The sequence below is a fragment of the Enterobacter sp. 301B genome, assembly GCF_003850715.1.
GTDB lineage: Bacteria > Pseudomonadota > Gammaproteobacteria > Enterobacterales > Enterobacteriaceae > Enterobacter > Enterobacter intestinihominis.
Genome location: NZ_PQTC01000031.1, coordinates 1 through 17,219, shown reverse-complemented (window position 1 = coordinate 17,219; position 17,219 = coordinate 1). Strand labels below are relative to the sequence as shown.

The window sequence follows — 17,219 nt, the reverse complement described above, 5'->3', positions numbered from 1 at the left end:
GATGTTACGTATTGCCGACAAAGTCTTTGATTCACATCTGTTTACCGGAACCGGAAAATTCGCCTCCCCGCAGCTAATGGTGGATGCTATTCGTGAAAGCGGCAGCCAGCTGGTGACGCTGGCGATGAAGCGCGTGGATCTGCGTCAGCACAACGATGCCATACTTGCGCCGTTACTGGAGGCAGGCGTGACGCTCTTACCCAATACCTCCGGTGCGAAAACGGCCGAGGAAGCAATTTTCGCTGCGCATCTGGCCCGGGAAGCGCTCGGCACCTGCTGGCTGAAGCTGGAAATTCATCCGGACGCCCGCTGGCTGTTGCCCGATCCGATCGAAACCCTGAAAGCGGCAGAGACGCTGGTGCAGCAGGGATTCACCGTTCTGCCCTACTGTGGTGCCGATCCCGTGCTGTGTAAGCGTCTGGAAGAGGTCGGCTGCGCGGCCGTGATGCCGTTAGGGGCGCCCATTGGCTCCAACCAGGGACTGGAGACCCGCGCGATGCTGGAGATCATCATCGAGCAGGCGACCGTGCCCGTGGTGGTGGATGCGGGCATCGGCGTACCCAGTCACGCCGCGCAGGCGCTGGAGATGGGGGCCGATGCGGTGCTGGTCAATACCGCGATTGCGGTGGCCGACGACCCGGTGATGATGGCGCGTGCGTTCCGCCTTGCCGTGGAGTCCGGTCTGCTGGCACGACAGTCCGGCCCCGGCTCGCGCAGCTTTCAGGCGCAGGCCACCAGCCCGCTGACCGGTTTTCTGGAGGCACTCTGATGGCTATCTTTACCGATCGCTGGCGTCAGCTTAACTGGGACGATATTGCCTTACGCATCAACAGTAAAACCTCTGCGGACGTAGAGCGGGCATTAACAGCCCGGCATGTGACCCGCGAGGATTTGATGGCCCTGCTTTCTCCGGCAGCCAGCGCATACCTTGAACCGATGGCGCAGCGCGCGCAACGCCTCACCCGCCAGCGCTTTGGCAACACGGTGAGCTTTTACGTGCCGCTTTATCTCTCTAACCTGTGCGCCAACGACTGCACCTACTGTGGCTTCTCAATGAGCAACCGCATTAAGCGTAAAACGCTGGATGAGCATGAGATCGCCCGCGAGTGTGCGGCTATTCGTGAGATGGGTTTTGAACATCTCTTACTGGTGACGGGTGAACATCAGGGCAAAGTGGGGATGGACTATTTTCGCCAGCATCTTCCGGCCATCCGCCGCGAATTTGCCTCATTGCAAATGGAAGTGCAGCCTCTGTCGCAAGAGGAATATGCGGAACTGAAAACCCTTGGGCTGGACGGCGTAATGGTTTATCAGGAAACCTACCATGAGGCGACCTATGCCCGACATCACCTGAAAGGGAAGAAGCAGGATTTCATCTTCCGGCTGGAAACGCCGGACAGGCTGGGGCGCGCCGGTATCGATAAAATTGGGCTGGGCGCGCTTATCGGTCTGTCCGACAGCTGGCGGGTTGACTGCTATATGGTGGCGGAGCATCTGCTGTGGCTACAGCAGTACTACTGGCAAAGCCGCTATTCCATCTCATTCCCACGGCTGCGTCCGTGTACGGGAGGCATTGAACCCGCCTCGCTGATGGATGAGCGCCAGCTGGTGCAAACCCTGTGCGCATTTCGCCTGTTCGCGCCGGAAGTGGAATTGTCGCTCTCCACGCGTGAATCCCCCGCGTTTCGCGACCGCGCGATCCCTCTGGCGATCAACAACGTCAGCGCCTTTTCCAAAACGCAGCCGGGCGGTTACGCGGACGATCGCCCGGAACTGGAACAGTTTGCACCGCACGACGGACGACGGCCCGACGCGGTGGCGGAAGCCCTGACTGCACAGGGGCTACAGCCCGTGTGGAAAGACTGGGACAGCTGGCTGGGAAGAGCTTCGCATTTGCGCTGAAACCGCCTGCAACAACGCGGAAAGGTTACGAGACGGCTCGTAAGATCAACGCCGGGTGATTGAGGAGATCTGCCCGGTTTTATTAGGATTAACCACGTCAGCAACGGACGCTGACCAGGGTGAAAATGCTTCTTCCTCGTTTCGCCCTGCCCTCCGCCTCTTAAACAAAATTTCAATTGATAAAATAAATACGTCGTTTCTTATCTACTCTTAAGATAAATCAACCCGTCGGAAATCGCTTTCTGTATAATTTACTACCAGCAATCTGACAGCGACTATGCTGAGGATATCGACAGACGCAACGCGTCTACCATCTGGATTGATGCACAACTCATGGCACTCCACAGTAAAAAGCTCTCTTTCACCCGACCAATTATGGTCAGCTTCGCGGGGATTCTGTTCAGTTTCGCGATAATCGCGATTCTGGTCATCCTTTCACAACGGAAGGATTTTATTGAGGATTATCATAAAATTAATGGTAACTTCACCCATAATCTGGCGGTGAACTATACCGAATCCATCCTGCGAGAAAATGACTATATTCTTGGTCGCGCTGCGATGTACTACGCCCGTGAAGACAGAGTGAATCAGACGATAAATATCGATCCGACACAGGGTTTGCAGATGTTAATGCATTTGCAGAATCTGATGCCGACGGTGTCGTCTATCTCTCTTGCGGACACCGAAGGGCACCATCTGCGCGCGCCGGAAGTACTGCCAACGGAGAAGAGTAGGTCGTTCGACGCACGAACACGCCCATGGTTTATCGGGCAAGCGGAAGCCAGCAACTTTCCTCACTACACCCGCCCCTATCTGGACTATTTCACCCAACATCCTACGGTCACCCTCTATAAACCGGTCATTTCACCGGAAGGCCGTCTGAAGGGCACGCTCGCTTTCCATCTTGATTTAACCTCCATGGGGTATACCTTGCGTCAGATGGTGGCACCGGTTCAGGGTGAGTTTTTTGTCGTGGAACGTGACGGCGCCGTTGTGCTGCATCCGGACACGGGGGCGCTCTTTAAGCAGTACGTAAGCGAAGCGCTGATGGACAAAATGACCAGCGGCGAAGGGCATCTTTTCGACCCCAAAAGTAAAACCTGGTATTACTACTACTCTTTCACCAATCCGGACTGGTTTGTGATTTATCGGGTCTCCGATGCCACGCTTTCCGTCATCACCCGGCATGAAACCATCGTCGTCGGCTGGGGATTTGCGCTGGCGGCAATCATCATCATTCTGTTCGGGCTCTACCTGCGCCATGCCTCGCGTTCTGTGCTGATGAACATTATCAACGCCATCAAAACCGGAGACGTCAATCAGGCGCCACGTCTTGAGGCGATGCTCAGCCATACCATTCGAACCAATAAGGAACGTGAGATGGCCTATGTCCGTCAGGCCACCCATGATGCGCTGACAGGCTGCAAGAACCGCCGTGCTTTCGACAACGATGTGGATGAGCTGCTGACCGCTCATCAACCCTTCGTTCTGGCGCTGGTCGATATCGATAACTTCAAATCTATTAACGACACCTGGGGCCACCTGAGCGGGGATATTGTTCTGCGCAGCGTGGCGCGCGAAGGTATTCAGATCATGCAGCCGCACCACGTTTCCGTTTACCGCTACGGTGGGGAAGAGTTCGGGGTGATCTTCCCGGCCGAGCTGATGAACTCCGCGCACGCGCTACTGGAAGCCTGGCGCACCGCCGTGGAAAAACGGACCTGGCGGGAAGAGAACCTGCGAGTAACCTTCAGCGCGGGGGTGGGAGAGTGGCACTTCGAACCGCTGGAACAATTTATCGGCAGCGTAGATGAAGCGCTGTATACCGCTAAACAACAGGGTAAAAACCGCATCGTAAGCACGGCCAGCCGATAATACCCTTCCTGAAATTCCGCCCGTTAAGACGGGCAGAATGCTTTCATGTATAAAATTGTAACCGGTTTCAGAAAAATGCCGATTTCTTTGTGATGCCTGACACACAATCGCGGTAAAGCGGTTGTTGAAGCGGTCTGCGCGGGATAATTATCAATAAACACATGTAGATCGAGGCTGACTATGAAGAACATCGTTTTATGCTGTGCAGCGGGAATGTCAACCAGCATGCTGGTTCAACGTATGAAAGATGCCGCGCAGAAAAAAGGAGTCGAAGTAACCATTAAAGCCGTTCCGGTCGCGGAGTTTAAAGATAACATCGCGACGGCTGATATCGTATTACTGGGGCCACAGGTTAAATACGAACAGGCAAAACTCCAGGCGCAGGCCGATCCGCTTGGAAAAAAGGTCGCGGTTATCGACATGATGGATTACGGCATGATGAAAGGTGATGCCGTACTGGAAAAAGCGCTCAAGCTGCTGGAGTCATAATGGAAGACTTAGAAACCACAATCATGGAACTGCTGGTCAACGCAGGCGCGGCGCGCAGCGCGGCTCTGACGGCGTTGCAGATGGCGCGAAAAGGCGACTTTGACGAAGCCGAGAAAGCGATGGAAGAGTCGCGTGAATATGTGAAACATGCGCATACGATCCAGACGCAGCTTATCGGTCTTGACGAAGGGACAGGAAAACTGCCGGTTAACCTGATCACCGTTCACTCTCAGGACCATCTGATGAACGCGATGGTTATTCAGGATCTGGCGGGCGACATGATTGAGCTTTATCGACGCATCCCGTTAGTGAATTGAAGACATACAGACGTAAAAAAACCCGCCGAGGCGGGTTTTTTATTGTCGGGTGACGCTGCGCTTACCCGACCTGTGATTCATATGCCCGGTAATTTTACCTACCGGGCATCAACGATTACTCGTTGTCGGAACCGCCCAGACCTGCGTTCAGCAGTTCTGCAAGGCTCGCGGATGCATCTTCGGCAGTCACCTGCGGTGCAGCTGGCAGTTCACCCGCTGCACGACGACGCATACGATCCTGGTGGTACGCATAACCGGTACCGGCCGGGATCAGACGACCCACGATAACGTTCTCTTTCAGACCGCGCAGTTCATCACGTTTACCTGCAACAGCCGCTTCGGTCAGGACACGAGTGGTTTCCTGGAACGATGCAGCAGAGATGAAGGACTCGGTTGCCAGAGACGCTTTGGTGATACCCAGCAGATCGCGTGCAAAGGTCGCACCGATTTTGCCGTTCGCTTCCAGATCGCGGTTAGCGATCTTAACGCGTGAGTATTCAACCTGCTCGCCTTCCAGGAAGTCGGAGCTGCCCGCGTTTTCGATGGTTGCTTTACGCAGCATCTGACGAACGATAACTTCGATGTGCTTATCGTTAATCTTAACGCCCTGCAGACGGTATACGTCCTGTACTTCGTTAACAATGTAACGAGTAACAGCATGCACACCACGCAGACGCAGGATGTCGTGCGGCGCTTCTGGACCATCGGAGACCACGTCACCACGTTCCACGCGTTCACCTTCGAACACGTTGAGCTGACGCCACTTAGGAATCATCTCTTCGTACGGCTCGCTGCCATCTACTGGCGTGATAACCAGACGGCGCTTACCTTTGGTCTCTTTACCGAAGGATATGATACCGCTGATTTCAGCCAGAATAGCAGGCTCTTTCGGACGACGTGCTTCGAACAGGTCCGCAACGCGTGGCAGACCACCGGTGATGTCCTTGGTACCGCCGGATTCCTGAGGAATACGCGCCAGGGTGTCACCAGAGCTGATCTGTACGCCATCTTCCAGCTGTACAATCGCTTTACCCGGCAGGAAGTACTGCGCAGGCATATCGGTGCCAGGGATCAGAACGTCGTTACCCTGAGCATCAACGATTTTCAGTGCAGGACGCAGATCTTTACCACCGGTAGTACGTTCAGCAGAATCCAGAACCACCAGAGAAGACAGACCGGTCAGCTCGTCGGTCTGACGAGTAATGGTCTGGCCGTCGATCATGTCAGTGAAGCGGATGAAACCACTTACTTCGGTGATAACCGGCATGGTGTGTGGATCCCAGTTTGCTACGGTTTCGCCGCCGGCAACCTGCTCGCCATCACCTTTCGCCATAACCGCACCGTAAGGCACTTTATAGCTCTCTTTGGTACGACCGAATTCGTCGATCAGCTTCAGCTCGGTGTTACGAGAAGTCACAACCAGCTTGCCTGCGGAGTTAACAACAGACTTCGCGTTGCTGAGCTTGATGCTACCTTTGTTTTTCACCTGGATGCTGGATTCAGCAGCCGCACGAGATGCCGCACCACCGATGTGGAACGTACGCATCGTCAGCTGTGTACCCGGCTCACCGATGGACTGTGCCGCGATAACGCCGATAGCCTCACCTTTGTTGATGATGTGGCCACGCGCCAGGTCACGACCGTAGCAGTGCGCACACACACCAAAGTCGGTGTCACAGGATACAACGGAACGCACTTTCACAGAGTCAACAGAGTTCGCTTCCAGCAGGTCACACCACTGTTCGTGCAGCAGAGTGTTGCGTGGAACCAGAATGTCTGCGGTGCCCGGCTTCAGGATGTCTTCCGCGGTCACGCGACCCAGTACACGATCGCGCAGCGGCTCTTTAACATCACCACCCTCGATAACCGGGGTCATGGTGATACCTTCGAGGGTGCCACAATCGTCTTCGGTGACGACCAGATCCTGCGCAACGTCAACCAGACGACGCGTCAGATAACCGGAGTTCGCCGTTTTCAATGCGGTATCCGCCAGACCTTTACGCGCACCGTGCGTGGAGATGAAGTACTGGAGTACGTTCAGACCTTCACGGAAGTTCGCGGTGATTGGCGTTTCGATGATGGAGCCATCTGGCTTCGCCATCAGACCACGCATACCTGCCAGCTGACGAATCTGTGCCGCAGAACCACGCGCACCGGAGTCGGCCATCATGTAGATGCTGTTGAAGGAGACCTGCTGCTCTTCTACGCCGTCACGGTTAATCACGGTTTCGGTTTGCAGGTTATCCATCATCGCTTTGGATACTCGATCGTTCGCCGCAGCCCAGATATCGATAACTTTGTTGTAACGTTCGCCTGCGGTTACCAGACCAGACTGGAACTGCTCCTGGATCTCAGCAACTTCAGCTTCCGCTTCAGAGATGATCTCGTGTTTCTTCTCTGGGATGACCATGTCATCGATACCAACAGATGCACCTGAACGCGCTGCATAAGCAAAGCCGGTGTACATTGTCTGGTCAGCGAAGATAACGGTCGGCTTCAGGCCCAGAATGCGGTAACAGGTGTTCAGCATTTTGGAGATCGCTTTCTTGCCCAGCGCCTGGTTGACGATGGAGAAAGGCAGACCTTTCGGTACGATCATCCACAGAATCGCACGGCCAACGGTCGTGTCTTTCAGGCTGGTAATCGCCACGAATTCGCCGTTTTCATCTTTTTCGTATTCGGTGATACGCACTTTAACGCGCGCATGCAGAGAGGCCAGGCCAGCGCGATAAATACGCTCAGCTTCTTTCGGGCCAGTCAGCACCATGCCTTCGCCTTTGGCGTTAACACAGTCACGGGTCATATAGTACAGACCCAATACAACGTCCTGAGAAGGAACGATGATAGGTTCACCGTTCGCTGGAGACAGGATGTTGTTGGTAGACATCATCAGCGCACGCGCTTCGAGCTGGGCTTCCAGCGTCAGCGGTACGTGAACAGCCATCTGGTCACCATCGAAGTCGGCGTTATAGGCCGCACAAACCAGCGGGTGCAGCTGGATCGCTTTACCTTCGATCAGGACTGGCTCAAATGCCTGGATACCCAAACGGTGCAGAGTTGGTGCACGGTTCAGCAGTACCGGGTGTTCGCGGATCACTTCGTCCAGGATATCCCAAACGACAGCTTCTTCACGCTCAACCATTTTCTTAGCGGCTTTGATGGTGGTGGCCAGGCCACGCAGTTCCAGCTTGCCGTAGATGAACGGTTTGAACAGCTCCAGAGCCATTTTCTTCGGCAGACCGCACTGATGCAGACGCAGGTATGGACCTACGGTGATTACAGAACGACCGGAGTAGTCAACACGCTTACCGAGCAGGTTCTGACGGAAACGACCCTGCTTACCTTTGATCATGTCGGCCAAAGATTTCAGAGGACGTTTGTTAGAACCGGTGATCGCACGACCGCGACGACCGTTATCCAGCAGGGCATCTACCGCTTCCTGCAGCATACGTTTTTCGTTGCGTACGATGATGTCCGGCGCAGCCAGATCCAGCAGACGTTTCAGACGGTTGTTACGGTTGATCACGCGACGGTACAGATCGTTCAGATCCGACGTTGCGAAACGACCACCATCCAGCGGAACCAGCGGACGCAGATCTGGCGGCAGAACCGGCAGAACGGTCAGGATCATCCACTCTGGTTTGTTACCAGACTGTACGAACGCTTCCAGCAGTTTGATACGCTTGGTCAGCTTTTTACGCTTGGTTTCGGAGTTGGTTTCGTTCAGCTCTTCGCGCAGAGTTTCACACTCTTGCTCCAGATCCATGCTCTTCAGCAGGGCCTGGATAGCTTCCGCACCCATCTTCGCGTCGAATTCGTCACCGAACTCTTCCAGCGCGTCCAGATACTGTTCTTCGGTCAGGATCTGGTTACGTTCCAGATTCGTCATCCCGCCTTCGATCACAACATAAGATTCGAAGTACAGAACACGTTCGATATCGCGCAGTGGCATATCCAGCAGCAGGCCGATACGGGACGGCAGAGATTTCAGGAACCAGATGTGAGCAGTTGGAGACGCCAGCTCAATGTGGCCCATACGCTCACGGCGTACTTTGGTCTGGGTCACTTCAACGCCGCACTTCTCACAGATCACACCACGGTGTTTCAGGCGCTTGTACTTACCGCACAGGCACTCGTAGTCTTTTACTGGCCCGAAAATACGCGCACAGAAAAGGCCGTCACGCTCAGGTTTGAACGTACGGTAGTTGATGGTTTCCGGCTTTTTAACTTCACCAAAAGACCATGAACGGATCATGTCTGGCGAAGCCAGAGCAATTTTGATCGCATCAAACTCTTCGGTTTTAGTCTGCGCTTTCAGAAACTTTAATAAATCTTTCACGGATTTGCTCCCGTCGGAGTTAGCACAATCTGGTGTCGGGGGTTAACCCGACACCAGTGACCTGTTTGAGCGAGAATTACTCGTCTTCCAGTTCGATGTTGATACCCAGCGAACGAATCTCTTTCAACAGTACGTTGAAGGATTCTGGCATGCCCGGTTCCATCTGATGGTTGCCGTCTACGATGTTCTTATACATCTTAGTACGACCATTCACGTCATCAGACTTAACGGTGAGCATTTCCTGCAGGGTGTATGCTGCGCCGTATGCTTCCAGCGCCCACACTTCCATCTCCCCGAAGCGCTGACCACCGAACTGAGCCTTACCACCCAGCGGCTGCTGAGTAACCAGGCTGTAAGAACCGGTAGAACGAGCGTGCATCTTGTCGTCGACCAGGTGGTTCAGTTTCAGCATGTACATGTAACCTACGGTTACCGGACGCTCGAACTGTTCACCGGTACGGCCGTCAAACAGCGTAATCTGACCAGACGTTGGCAGACCACCCAGTTGCAGCAGCTCTTTAATTTCAGCTTCTTTTGCACCGTCGAATACCGGCGTTGCAATTGGCATACCCTTACGCAGGTTTTCCGCCAGACGCAGAACTTCATCATCGCTGAAGGTGTTCAGGTCGACTTTCTGACGCACGTCGGTACCCAGATCGTAGGCACGCTGGATGAACTCGCGCAGTTTCGCGACTTCTTCCTGCTGCTTCAGCATGGCGTTAATCTTGTCGCCGATACCTTTCGCAGCCATACCCAGGTGGGTTTCCAGGATCTGACCGATGTTCATACGAGACGGTACACCCAGTGGGTTCAGTACGATATCTACCGGCGTACCGTTAGCATCGTGCGGCATATCTTCGATCGGGTTGATCTTAGAGATAACACCCTTGTTACCGTGACGACCTGCCATCTTGTCACCAGGCTGGATCTGACGTTTAACAGCCAGATACACCTTAACAATCTTCAGCACGCCTGGTGCCAGATCGTCGCCCTGAGTGATTTTGCGGCGTTTCGCTTCGAGTTTTTTCTCGAACTCGTGTTTCAGTTCGTCATACTGCTCAGCCAGCTGTTCCAGCTGATTCTGTTTCTCTTCGTCGGTCAGGCCCAGCTCCAGCCAGCGATCGCGTGGCAGTTTGTCGAGCTTCTCAGCTTCAACGCCACCGGCAACCAGCACCGCATAGATACGGCTGAACAGACCCGCTTCGAGGATTTGCAGTTCTTCAGACAGGTCTTTCTTAGCCTGTTTGAGCTGCATCTCTTCGATTTCCAGCGCACGCTTATCTTTCTCAACGCCGTCACGAGTGAAGACCTGAACGTCGATAACCGTACCGGAAACACCGTTTGGTACGCGCAGAGAAGAGTCTTTAACGTCAGACGCTTTCTCACCGAAGATAGCACGCAGCAGTTTCTCTTCTGGCGTCAGCTGGGTTTCGCCTTTCGGTGTAACCTTACCAACCAGAATGTCGCCGCCGGTCACTTCCGCGCCGATGTAAACAATACCGGATTCATCCAGTTTAGAGAGCGCAGCTTCACCCACGTTAGGGATGTCGGCAGTGATCTCTTCTGGCCCCAGCTTGGTGTCACGGGACACACAGGCCAGTTCCTGAATGTGGATGGTGGTGAAACGATCTTCCTGAACCACACGCTCGGAGACGAGGATGGAGTCTTCGAAGTTGTAACCGTTCCACGGCATGAACGCTACGCGCATGTTCTGACCGAGCGCCAGTTCACCGAGGTCGGTGGACGGACCGTCTGCCAGCACGTCGCCGCGCTCAACTGGCTCACCCAGAGATACGCAAGGCATCTGGTTGATACAGGTGTTCTGGTTAGAACGGGTGTATTTGGTCAGGTTGTAGATGTCGATGCCCGCTTCGCCCGGATACATCTCGTCTTCGTTAACTTTGATAACGATACGGGATGCGTCAACGTACTGAACGGTACCGCCACGCTTAGCAACTGCTGTAACACCGGAATCAACGGCAACAGCACGTTCCATACCGGTACCAACCAGCGGCTTATCAGCACGCAGAGTTGGAACGGCCTGACGTTGCATGTTCGCACCCATCAATGCACGGTTGGCGTCATCGTGTTCCAGGAACGGGATCAGGGACGCACCGACGGATACCACCTGTTGGGTGGATACGTCCATGTAGTCAACCTGGTCGCGGCTGAACAGGCTGGATTCGCCTTTGCTACGGCAGGTAACCAGATCTTCTACAAAGTGGCCTTCGTCATCCAGGTTGGAGTTCGCCTGAGCGATAACGTAGTTGCCTTCTTCGATAGCAGACAGGTAATGAATTTCGTCGGTAACCACACCGTCGGTCACTTTACGATACGGGGTCTCAAGGAAACCGTATTCGTTTGTCTGTGCGTACACGGACAGGGAGTTGATCAGACCGATGTTTGGACCTTCAGGCGTTTCGATTGGACATACGCGACCGTAGTGAGTCGGGTGTACGTCTCGAACTTCAAAGCCTGCACGTTCACGGGTCAGACCGCCTGGGCCGAGTGCAGAGATACGACGTTTGTGCGTGATCTCAGACAGCGGGTTGTTCTGGTCCATGAACTGAGACAGCTGGCTGGAACCGAAGAACTCTTTCACTGCCGCAGAAATCGGCTTGGCGTTGATCATATCCTGAGGCATCAGGGTATCCAGATCGCCCAGAGACAGACGCTCTTTCACCGCACGCTCTACACGAACCAGGCCAACGCGGAACTGGTTTTCCGCCATTTCGCCTACGGAACGGATACGACGGTTGCCGAGGTGGTCGATATCGTCCACTTCGCCTTTACCGTTACGGATATCGATGAGCTTCTTCATCACTTCAATGATGTCGTCTTTGCTCAGGATACCGGAACCTTCGATTTCGTCGCGCAGCAGAGAACGGTTGAACTTCATACGACCTACCGCGGACAGATCGTAGCGGTCTTCGGAGAAGAACAGGTTCTCGAACAGGCTTTCAGCCGCTTCGCGAGTTGGTGGCTCACCAGGACGCATCATGCGGTAGATTTCAACCAGCGCGCTCAGACGATCGTTGGTTGGGTCGACGCGTACAGTCTCAGAGATGTACGGACCGTGGTCCAGATCGTTGGTGAACAGCGTTTCGATACGTTTGTGGCCAGACTGGCTCAGCTTAGCCAGCAGATCCAGGCTCAGCTCCATGTTCGCCGGGCAGATCAGCTCGCCAGTTGATTCATCAACGTAATCTTTCGCGGCTACTTTTCCTGCAATGTATTCAACCGGAACTTCGATGTGTTTGATATCATCTTTTTCCAGCTGGCGGATGTGGCGCGCGGTGATACGGCGACCTTTTTCCACATACACTTTGCCGTCGGCTTCGATGTCGAACGACGCGGTCTCTCCACGCAGACGTTCCGGCACCAACTCCATCTGCAACTTGTTGTCGCGGATTTCAAAGATCACTTTCTCAAAGAACAGGTCCAGGATCTGCTCAGTGGTATAGTTCAGTGCACGCAGAATGATGGTTGCAGGCAGCTTACGACGACGGTCGATACGGACAAACAGGTTGTCTTTTGGATCGAATTCGAAGTCCAGCCATGAACCACGGTAAGGAATGATGCGTGCGTTATACAGTACTTTACCGGAAGAGTGCGTTTTACCTTTATCGCTGTCGAAGAAGACGCCCGGGCTACGGTGCAGCTGGGAAACGATAACACGCTCAGTACCGTTGATAACGAAAGTACCGTTGTCCGTCATGAGTGGAATTTCACCCATGTAGACTTCTTGTTCTTTAATGTCTTTTACGGTGCCTTCCGGCGCTTCGCGCTCGTAGATCACCAGACGCAGTTTTACGCGCAGCGGTGCGGAATAGGTCACGCCACGGATCTGACATTCCTGAACGTCAAACACCGGTTCGCCAAGGCGGTAGCTGACGTACTGCAGCTCGGAATTACCGCTGTAGCTCTGAATCGGGAACACGGAACGGAAGGCTGCTTCCAGGCCGTACTGCCCTTCAGGATCTTGCTCGATAAACTTCTGGAACGAGTCAAGCTGGATAGAAAGGAGATATGGAATGTCCAGAACTTGTGGACGTTTACCAAAATCCTTACGAATACGTTTTTTCTCGGTATAGGAGTAAACCATAGGGTTCCTCAGCTCGCTGACAAGTCGACCCATCTGTCCGACGAAGGGACAGTTTGTGCAACACCATTTTGTGGACCGGAAAATTGAATACTTTCCGCAATACCTGTTGCTATCACGCTTAAACCATTTCATTGCGATTTACACAGAGCGAGCACCCTGTCGCAGTATATTAAGTCGTCGATAGAAACAAGCATTGTCAGGACAACCAGCAGTCAAACAGTGTGAAATGCTGCTGATGCCTTACAGCGCAAAAAGGCTGGTGACTAAAAAGTCACCAGCCATCAGCCTAATTACTTAGGCTGCAACCAGAAAAGTTGGCTTATTTAACTTCAACTTCAGCGCCAGCTTCTTCCAGAGATTTTTTCAGTGCTTCTGCGTCGTCTTTGCTCACGCCTTCTTTCAGCGCAGCTGGAGCAGATTCTACCAGGTCTTTAGCTTCTTTCAGACCCAGGCCAGTTGCGCCACGTACTGCTTTGATTACAGCAACTTTGTTCGCGCCAGCAGCTTTCAGAATTACGTCGAATTCAGTTTTTTCTTCAGCAGCTTCAGCCGGGCCCGCAGCTACAGCTACAGCAGCAGCAGCAGAAACACCGAATTTTTCTTCCATTGCAGAAACCAGCTCTACAACGTCCATTACGGACATAGCTGCTACTGCTTCAATGATTTGATCTTTAGTGATAGACATTTAAATTGTTCCTGAAAATCAGAATAAGTTTATACGTAAGCAAATGCTTTATAAAGATAACTGCGATTAAGCAGCTTCTTTCGCATCGCGTACAGCAGCCAGAGTGCGAACCAGTTTGCCAGCCGCAGCTTCTTTCATGGTTGCCATCAGGCGTGCAATTGCTTCTTCGTAGGTCGGCAGGGTGGCCAGGCGATCGATTTGCGATGCCGGGATCAACTCACCTTCAAAGGCTGCAGCTTTGACCTCAAATTTTGCATTCGCTTTCGCGAACTCTTTGAACAGACGAGCAGCAGCGCCCGGGTGTTCCATAGAGTATGCAATCAGGGTCGGACCAACAAACGTGTCTTTCAGGCACTCGAACTGAGTACCTTCAACTACGCGACGCAGCAGGGTGTTACGAACAACACGCATGTATACGCCAGCTTCACGACCTGCTTTACGCAGTTCAGTCATTTTGTCTACAGTAACGCCACGGGAATCCGCAACTACTGCAGACAGCGCGCCTTTGGCTACTTCGCTGACTTCAGCAACAATCGCTTGTTTGTCTTGAAGATTTAAAGCCATTAGCTTTGCTCCTGGATGTTTGCCGGAACTCATGTTCCGGAACTCACTTCACTCGACCCAACGGGAAGAGCGTCTTAATACGGTGAGCAGAAACAAGCCAGAGTATTTAAAATAATCTTAGCGTTCTGTCACCGTCTACGCAGGGGATTAAGTTTCTTGCGAAACACCTGCGGTCTTCGACGGAGGCCTGGATAGGCCAGGCTCCAACGAACAATTCTTTTAGCCGCTAACTTTTGTTAGCAAACGTGGGGGTAAGATTGTAGACAAAATCACCGCCCACGTAAAGGCATTAGTTTGCAGCAGCGCTCAGGCCAGCCTGGTCAACTGCAACACCTGCACCCATGGTGGTGGAGATGCTAACTTTCTTGATGTACACGCCTTTCGCCTGAGTTGGTTTAGCTTTTTTCAGCGCAACCAGCAGAGCTTCCAGGTTTTCTTTCAGTTTGTCAGCGTCAAAGTCCACTTTACCGATGGTGGTGTGGATGATGCCGTTTTTGTCGTTACGGTAACGAACCTGACCTGCTTTAGCGTTCTTAACCGCTTCAGCAACGTTAGGAGTTACAGTACCCACTTTCGGGTTTGGCATCAGGCCGCGTGGACCCAGAACCTGGCCCAGCTGGCCAACAACGCGCATTGCATCTGGAGAAGCAATAACAACGTCAAAGTTCATTTCGCCTTTCTTGATCTGATCAGCCAGATCTTCCATACCTACCAGTTCAGCGCCGGCAGCTTTAGCCGCTTCAGCGTTTGCACCCTGAGCAAATACAGCTACGCGTACGGAACGGCCAGTACCGTGTGGCAGTACAGTTGCGCCACGAACGTTCTGATCGGATTTACGAGCGTCGATGCCCAGGTTAACGGCAACGTCAACGCTTTCAACGAACTTAGCAGTTGCCAGTTCTTTCAGCAGAGCGATAGCTTCGTTGATGTCGTACTGTTTGGTCGCATCAACTTTGTCACGGATCACGGACATGCGCTTGGTCAGTTTAGCCATTTCTTAGTCCTCCACTACCAGGCCCATGGAACGTGCAGTACCTTCAATGGAGCGAGTCATCGCTTCAATGTCGGAACCAGTCATGTCGGCAGCTTTGGTCTGCGCGATTTCCTGCAGCTGAGCGCGGGAAATTTTACCCACTTTGTCTTTGTTCGGCTTACCGGAACCAGACTTGATGCCCGCTGCTTTCTTCAGCAGAACTGCTGCTGGAGGGGTTTTGGTAACGAAAGTGAAAGAACGGTCAGCGTAAACAGTGATTACAACTGGGATTGGCAGACCTTTTTCCATGGATTCAGTTTTGGCGTTGAACGCTTTACAGAATTCCATGATGTTCACACCCTGCTGACCCAGAGCTGGACCAACTGGTGGACTTGGGTTCGCCATACCTGCTGCAACCTGCAGCTTGACGTAGGCTTGTACTTTCTTAGCCATTCTAAAATCCTCTGATTGGGTAATAACGCCTCGGAGAGGCTCCCCGTGAATAAAATTCGTTTTACGGGTCGGAACCCATAAAAACAAAAGGCGCGAAATTGTATTCCAATCTCGCGCCCTGTGCAACGATTAAATCGTCGCTTTTTTGATCGCTGCTTAGGCTTTTTCTACCTGAGCAAAGTCCAGCTCTACCGGGGTCGCACGACCAAAGATAGAAACGGAAACTTTCAGGCGGGACTTCTCGTAGTCCACTTCTTCGACGACGCCATTAAAGTCAGCAAACGGACCGTCGTTAACACGAACCATCTCACCCGGTTCAAACAGCGTTTTCGGACGCGGTTTATCACCCACCTGCTGGAGGCGGTTCATAATCGCATCAACTTCTTTGTCGCTGATTGGCGCCGGACGGTCAGATGTGCCGCCGATAAAGCCCATCACGCGTGGTACGCTGCGCACCAGGTGCCAGCTCGCGTCGTTCATCACCATCTGAACCAGCACGTAACCCGGGAAGAATTTACGCTCGCTTTTGCGACGTTGGCCGCCACGGATCTCAACCACTTCTTCGGTCGGAACCATAACTTCGCCAAATAACTCTTCCATATTGTGTAATTTGATATGCTCACGCAGCGACGTAGCTACGCGGCCTTCAAAACCGGAAAACGCCTGAACGACGTACCAGCGCTTTTTAGGGGCTTCAGACATCTCAGAACCTCAGGCCAGTGATAAAGGATACCAGGCGAACCAGAATACCATCCAGTCCCCACAGGATCAGTGACATTACAGCGGTTACCGCCGCTACAATCAGCGTGGTGTGCAATGTTTCCTGGCGAGTCGGCCAAATGACCTTGCGGACTTCGGTACGCGCTTCGCGGGCAAACGCAACGGTCGCTTTGCCTTTCGTCGTCAACAGCGCGACACCACCCGCCGCAGCAATCAGAATTACCACTGCAAGCGCGCGTAGCGGCAGCATCATGTCACGATAAAGATAGTTGCCGACAATCGCCACAATCAGCAGCACGGCTACAACTACCCATTTCATCGCTTCCAGGCCGCGCCCGCTCCCTTGAGCTTCGGTATTCGCACTCATAAACCAACCTGTCAGAAGTATTCTACAAACATTTTCACCCCGCGAGTGCGAGGCAAACCAATCGAAATGCTATTCGCTTTTCGTATTATACGCTCTCCGCAGAGCCTGTCTCAGCAATGATTATGACAAAATTAATCACTGATGAGCCAGGTTCTGATGTGAAAGCGTGCAAAAAGGGCATCAAATGATGCCCTTTTATTGCGCATTGCGTCAAATGTTATCAGCGATTAGCCGAGAACTTTAGCAACAACGCCCGCGCCAACGGTACGGCCGCCTTCACGGATTGCGAAACGCAGACCGTCGTCCATCGCGATTGGGTGGATCAGAGTCACAACCATCTTGATGTTGTCGCCTGGCATTACCATCTCTACGCCTTCTGGCAGTTCGATGGTACCGGTCACGTCAGTTGTACGGAAGTAGAACTGTGGAC

Annotated in this window: 13 protein-coding genes and 1 pseudogene; 5 read left to right on the top strand and 9 right to left on the bottom strand. The window is 53.2% G+C overall.

Translation table 11 applies throughout. From position 1 onward, the window contains the following. Position 1: 1 nt before the first annotated feature. The 5 genes from thiG to C3451_RS21615 all read left to right on the top strand — a co-directional run bounded on the left by thiG (position 2) and on the right by C3451_RS21615 (position 4,583). Positions 2-769 carry a thiazole synthase gene (gene thiG, locus C3451_RS21635; RefSeq protein WP_023299071.1) on the top strand — a complete coding sequence of 256 codons (768 nt, stop codon included), beginning with the start codon at positions 2-4 and terminating at the stop codon, positions 767-769. After that, positions 769-1,902 carry a 2-iminoacetate synthase ThiH gene (gene thiH / locus C3451_RS21630; protein WP_045622903.1) on the top strand — a complete coding sequence of 378 codons (1,134 nt, stop codon included), beginning with the start codon at positions 769-771 and terminating at the stop codon, positions 1,900-1,902. Before thiG ends, thiH begins: the two co-directional genes overlap by 1 nt. Before the next feature lie 333 nt (positions 1,903-2,235). Next, positions 2,236-3,777, top strand: a complete 1,542-nt coding sequence (locus C3451_RS21625; protein WP_045622905.1) for a sensor domain-containing diguanylate cyclase — start codon at positions 2,236-2,238, stop codon at positions 3,775-3,777. 180 nt (positions 3,778-3,957) lie between these two features. Further along, on the top strand, positions 3,958-4,266 hold the full coding sequence (locus tag C3451_RS21620; protein ID WP_010425948.1) for a PTS sugar transporter subunit IIB: 309 nt from the start codon (positions 3,958-3,960) through the stop codon (positions 4,264-4,266). Further along, complete coding sequence (locus tag C3451_RS21615) at positions 4,266-4,583, top strand: PTS lactose/cellobiose transporter subunit IIA (protein ID WP_003862327.1); 318 nt, start codon at positions 4,266-4,268, stop codon at positions 4,581-4,583. Before C3451_RS21620 ends, C3451_RS21615 begins: the two co-directional genes overlap by 1 nt. Positions 4,584-4,698: 115 nt before the next feature. Here the strand turns inward: C3451_RS21615 and rpoC are convergent, their stop codons facing one another. The 9 genes and pseudogenes from rpoC to tuf form a co-directional block, all read right to left on the bottom strand. After that, positions 4,699-8,922, bottom strand: a complete 4,224-nt coding sequence (gene rpoC, locus C3451_RS21610; RefSeq protein ID WP_023299069.1) for a DNA-directed RNA polymerase subunit beta' — start codon at positions 8,920-8,922, stop codon at positions 4,699-4,701. 76 nt (positions 8,923-8,998) lie between these two features. Beyond that, positions 8,999-13,027, bottom strand: a complete 4,029-nt coding sequence (gene rpoB / locus C3451_RS21605) for a DNA-directed RNA polymerase subunit beta (protein ID WP_023299068.1) — start codon at positions 13,025-13,027, stop codon at positions 8,999-9,001. A 319-nt stretch (positions 13,028-13,346) separates the two neighbouring features. After that, positions 13,347-13,712 (bottom strand): 50S ribosomal protein L7/L12, encoded by a 366-nt coding sequence (gene rplL, locus C3451_RS21600; RefSeq protein WP_002445276.1) that lies wholly within the window; start codon positions 13,710-13,712, stop codon positions 13,347-13,349. 66 nt (positions 13,713-13,778) lie between these two features. Beyond that, complete coding sequence (gene rplJ, locus C3451_RS21595; RefSeq protein ID WP_003862338.1) at positions 13,779-14,276, bottom strand: 50S ribosomal protein L10; 498 nt, start codon at positions 14,274-14,276, stop codon at positions 13,779-13,781. Between the two features lie 289 nt (positions 14,277-14,565). Continuing rightward, positions 14,566-15,270 carry a 50S ribosomal protein L1 gene (rplA, locus tag C3451_RS21590; protein ID WP_006810530.1) on the bottom strand — a complete coding sequence of 235 codons (705 nt, stop codon included), beginning with the start codon at positions 15,268-15,270 and terminating at the stop codon, positions 14,566-14,568. A gap of 3 nt (positions 15,271-15,273) precedes the next feature. Then, positions 15,274-15,702, bottom strand: coding sequence for a 50S ribosomal protein L11 (gene rplK / locus C3451_RS21585; RefSeq protein ID WP_003862340.1), 429 nt, complete (start codon positions 15,700-15,702; stop codon positions 15,274-15,276). Positions 15,703-15,858: 156 nt separating this feature from the next. Further along, positions 15,859-16,404 carry a transcription termination/antitermination protein NusG gene (gene nusG, locus C3451_RS21580; protein ID WP_003862341.1) on the bottom strand — a complete coding sequence of 182 codons (546 nt, stop codon included), beginning with the start codon at positions 16,402-16,404 and terminating at the stop codon, positions 15,859-15,861. Position 16,405: 1 nt separating this feature from the next. Then, positions 16,406-16,789 (bottom strand): preprotein translocase subunit SecE, encoded by a 384-nt coding sequence (gene secE, locus C3451_RS21575; RefSeq protein WP_003862342.1) that lies wholly within the window; start codon positions 16,787-16,789, stop codon positions 16,406-16,408. Between the two features lie 227 nt (positions 16,790-17,016). Further along, positions 17,017-17,219: pseudogene (tuf, locus tag C3451_RS21570) on the bottom strand (elongation factor Tu); the annotation flags it as partial.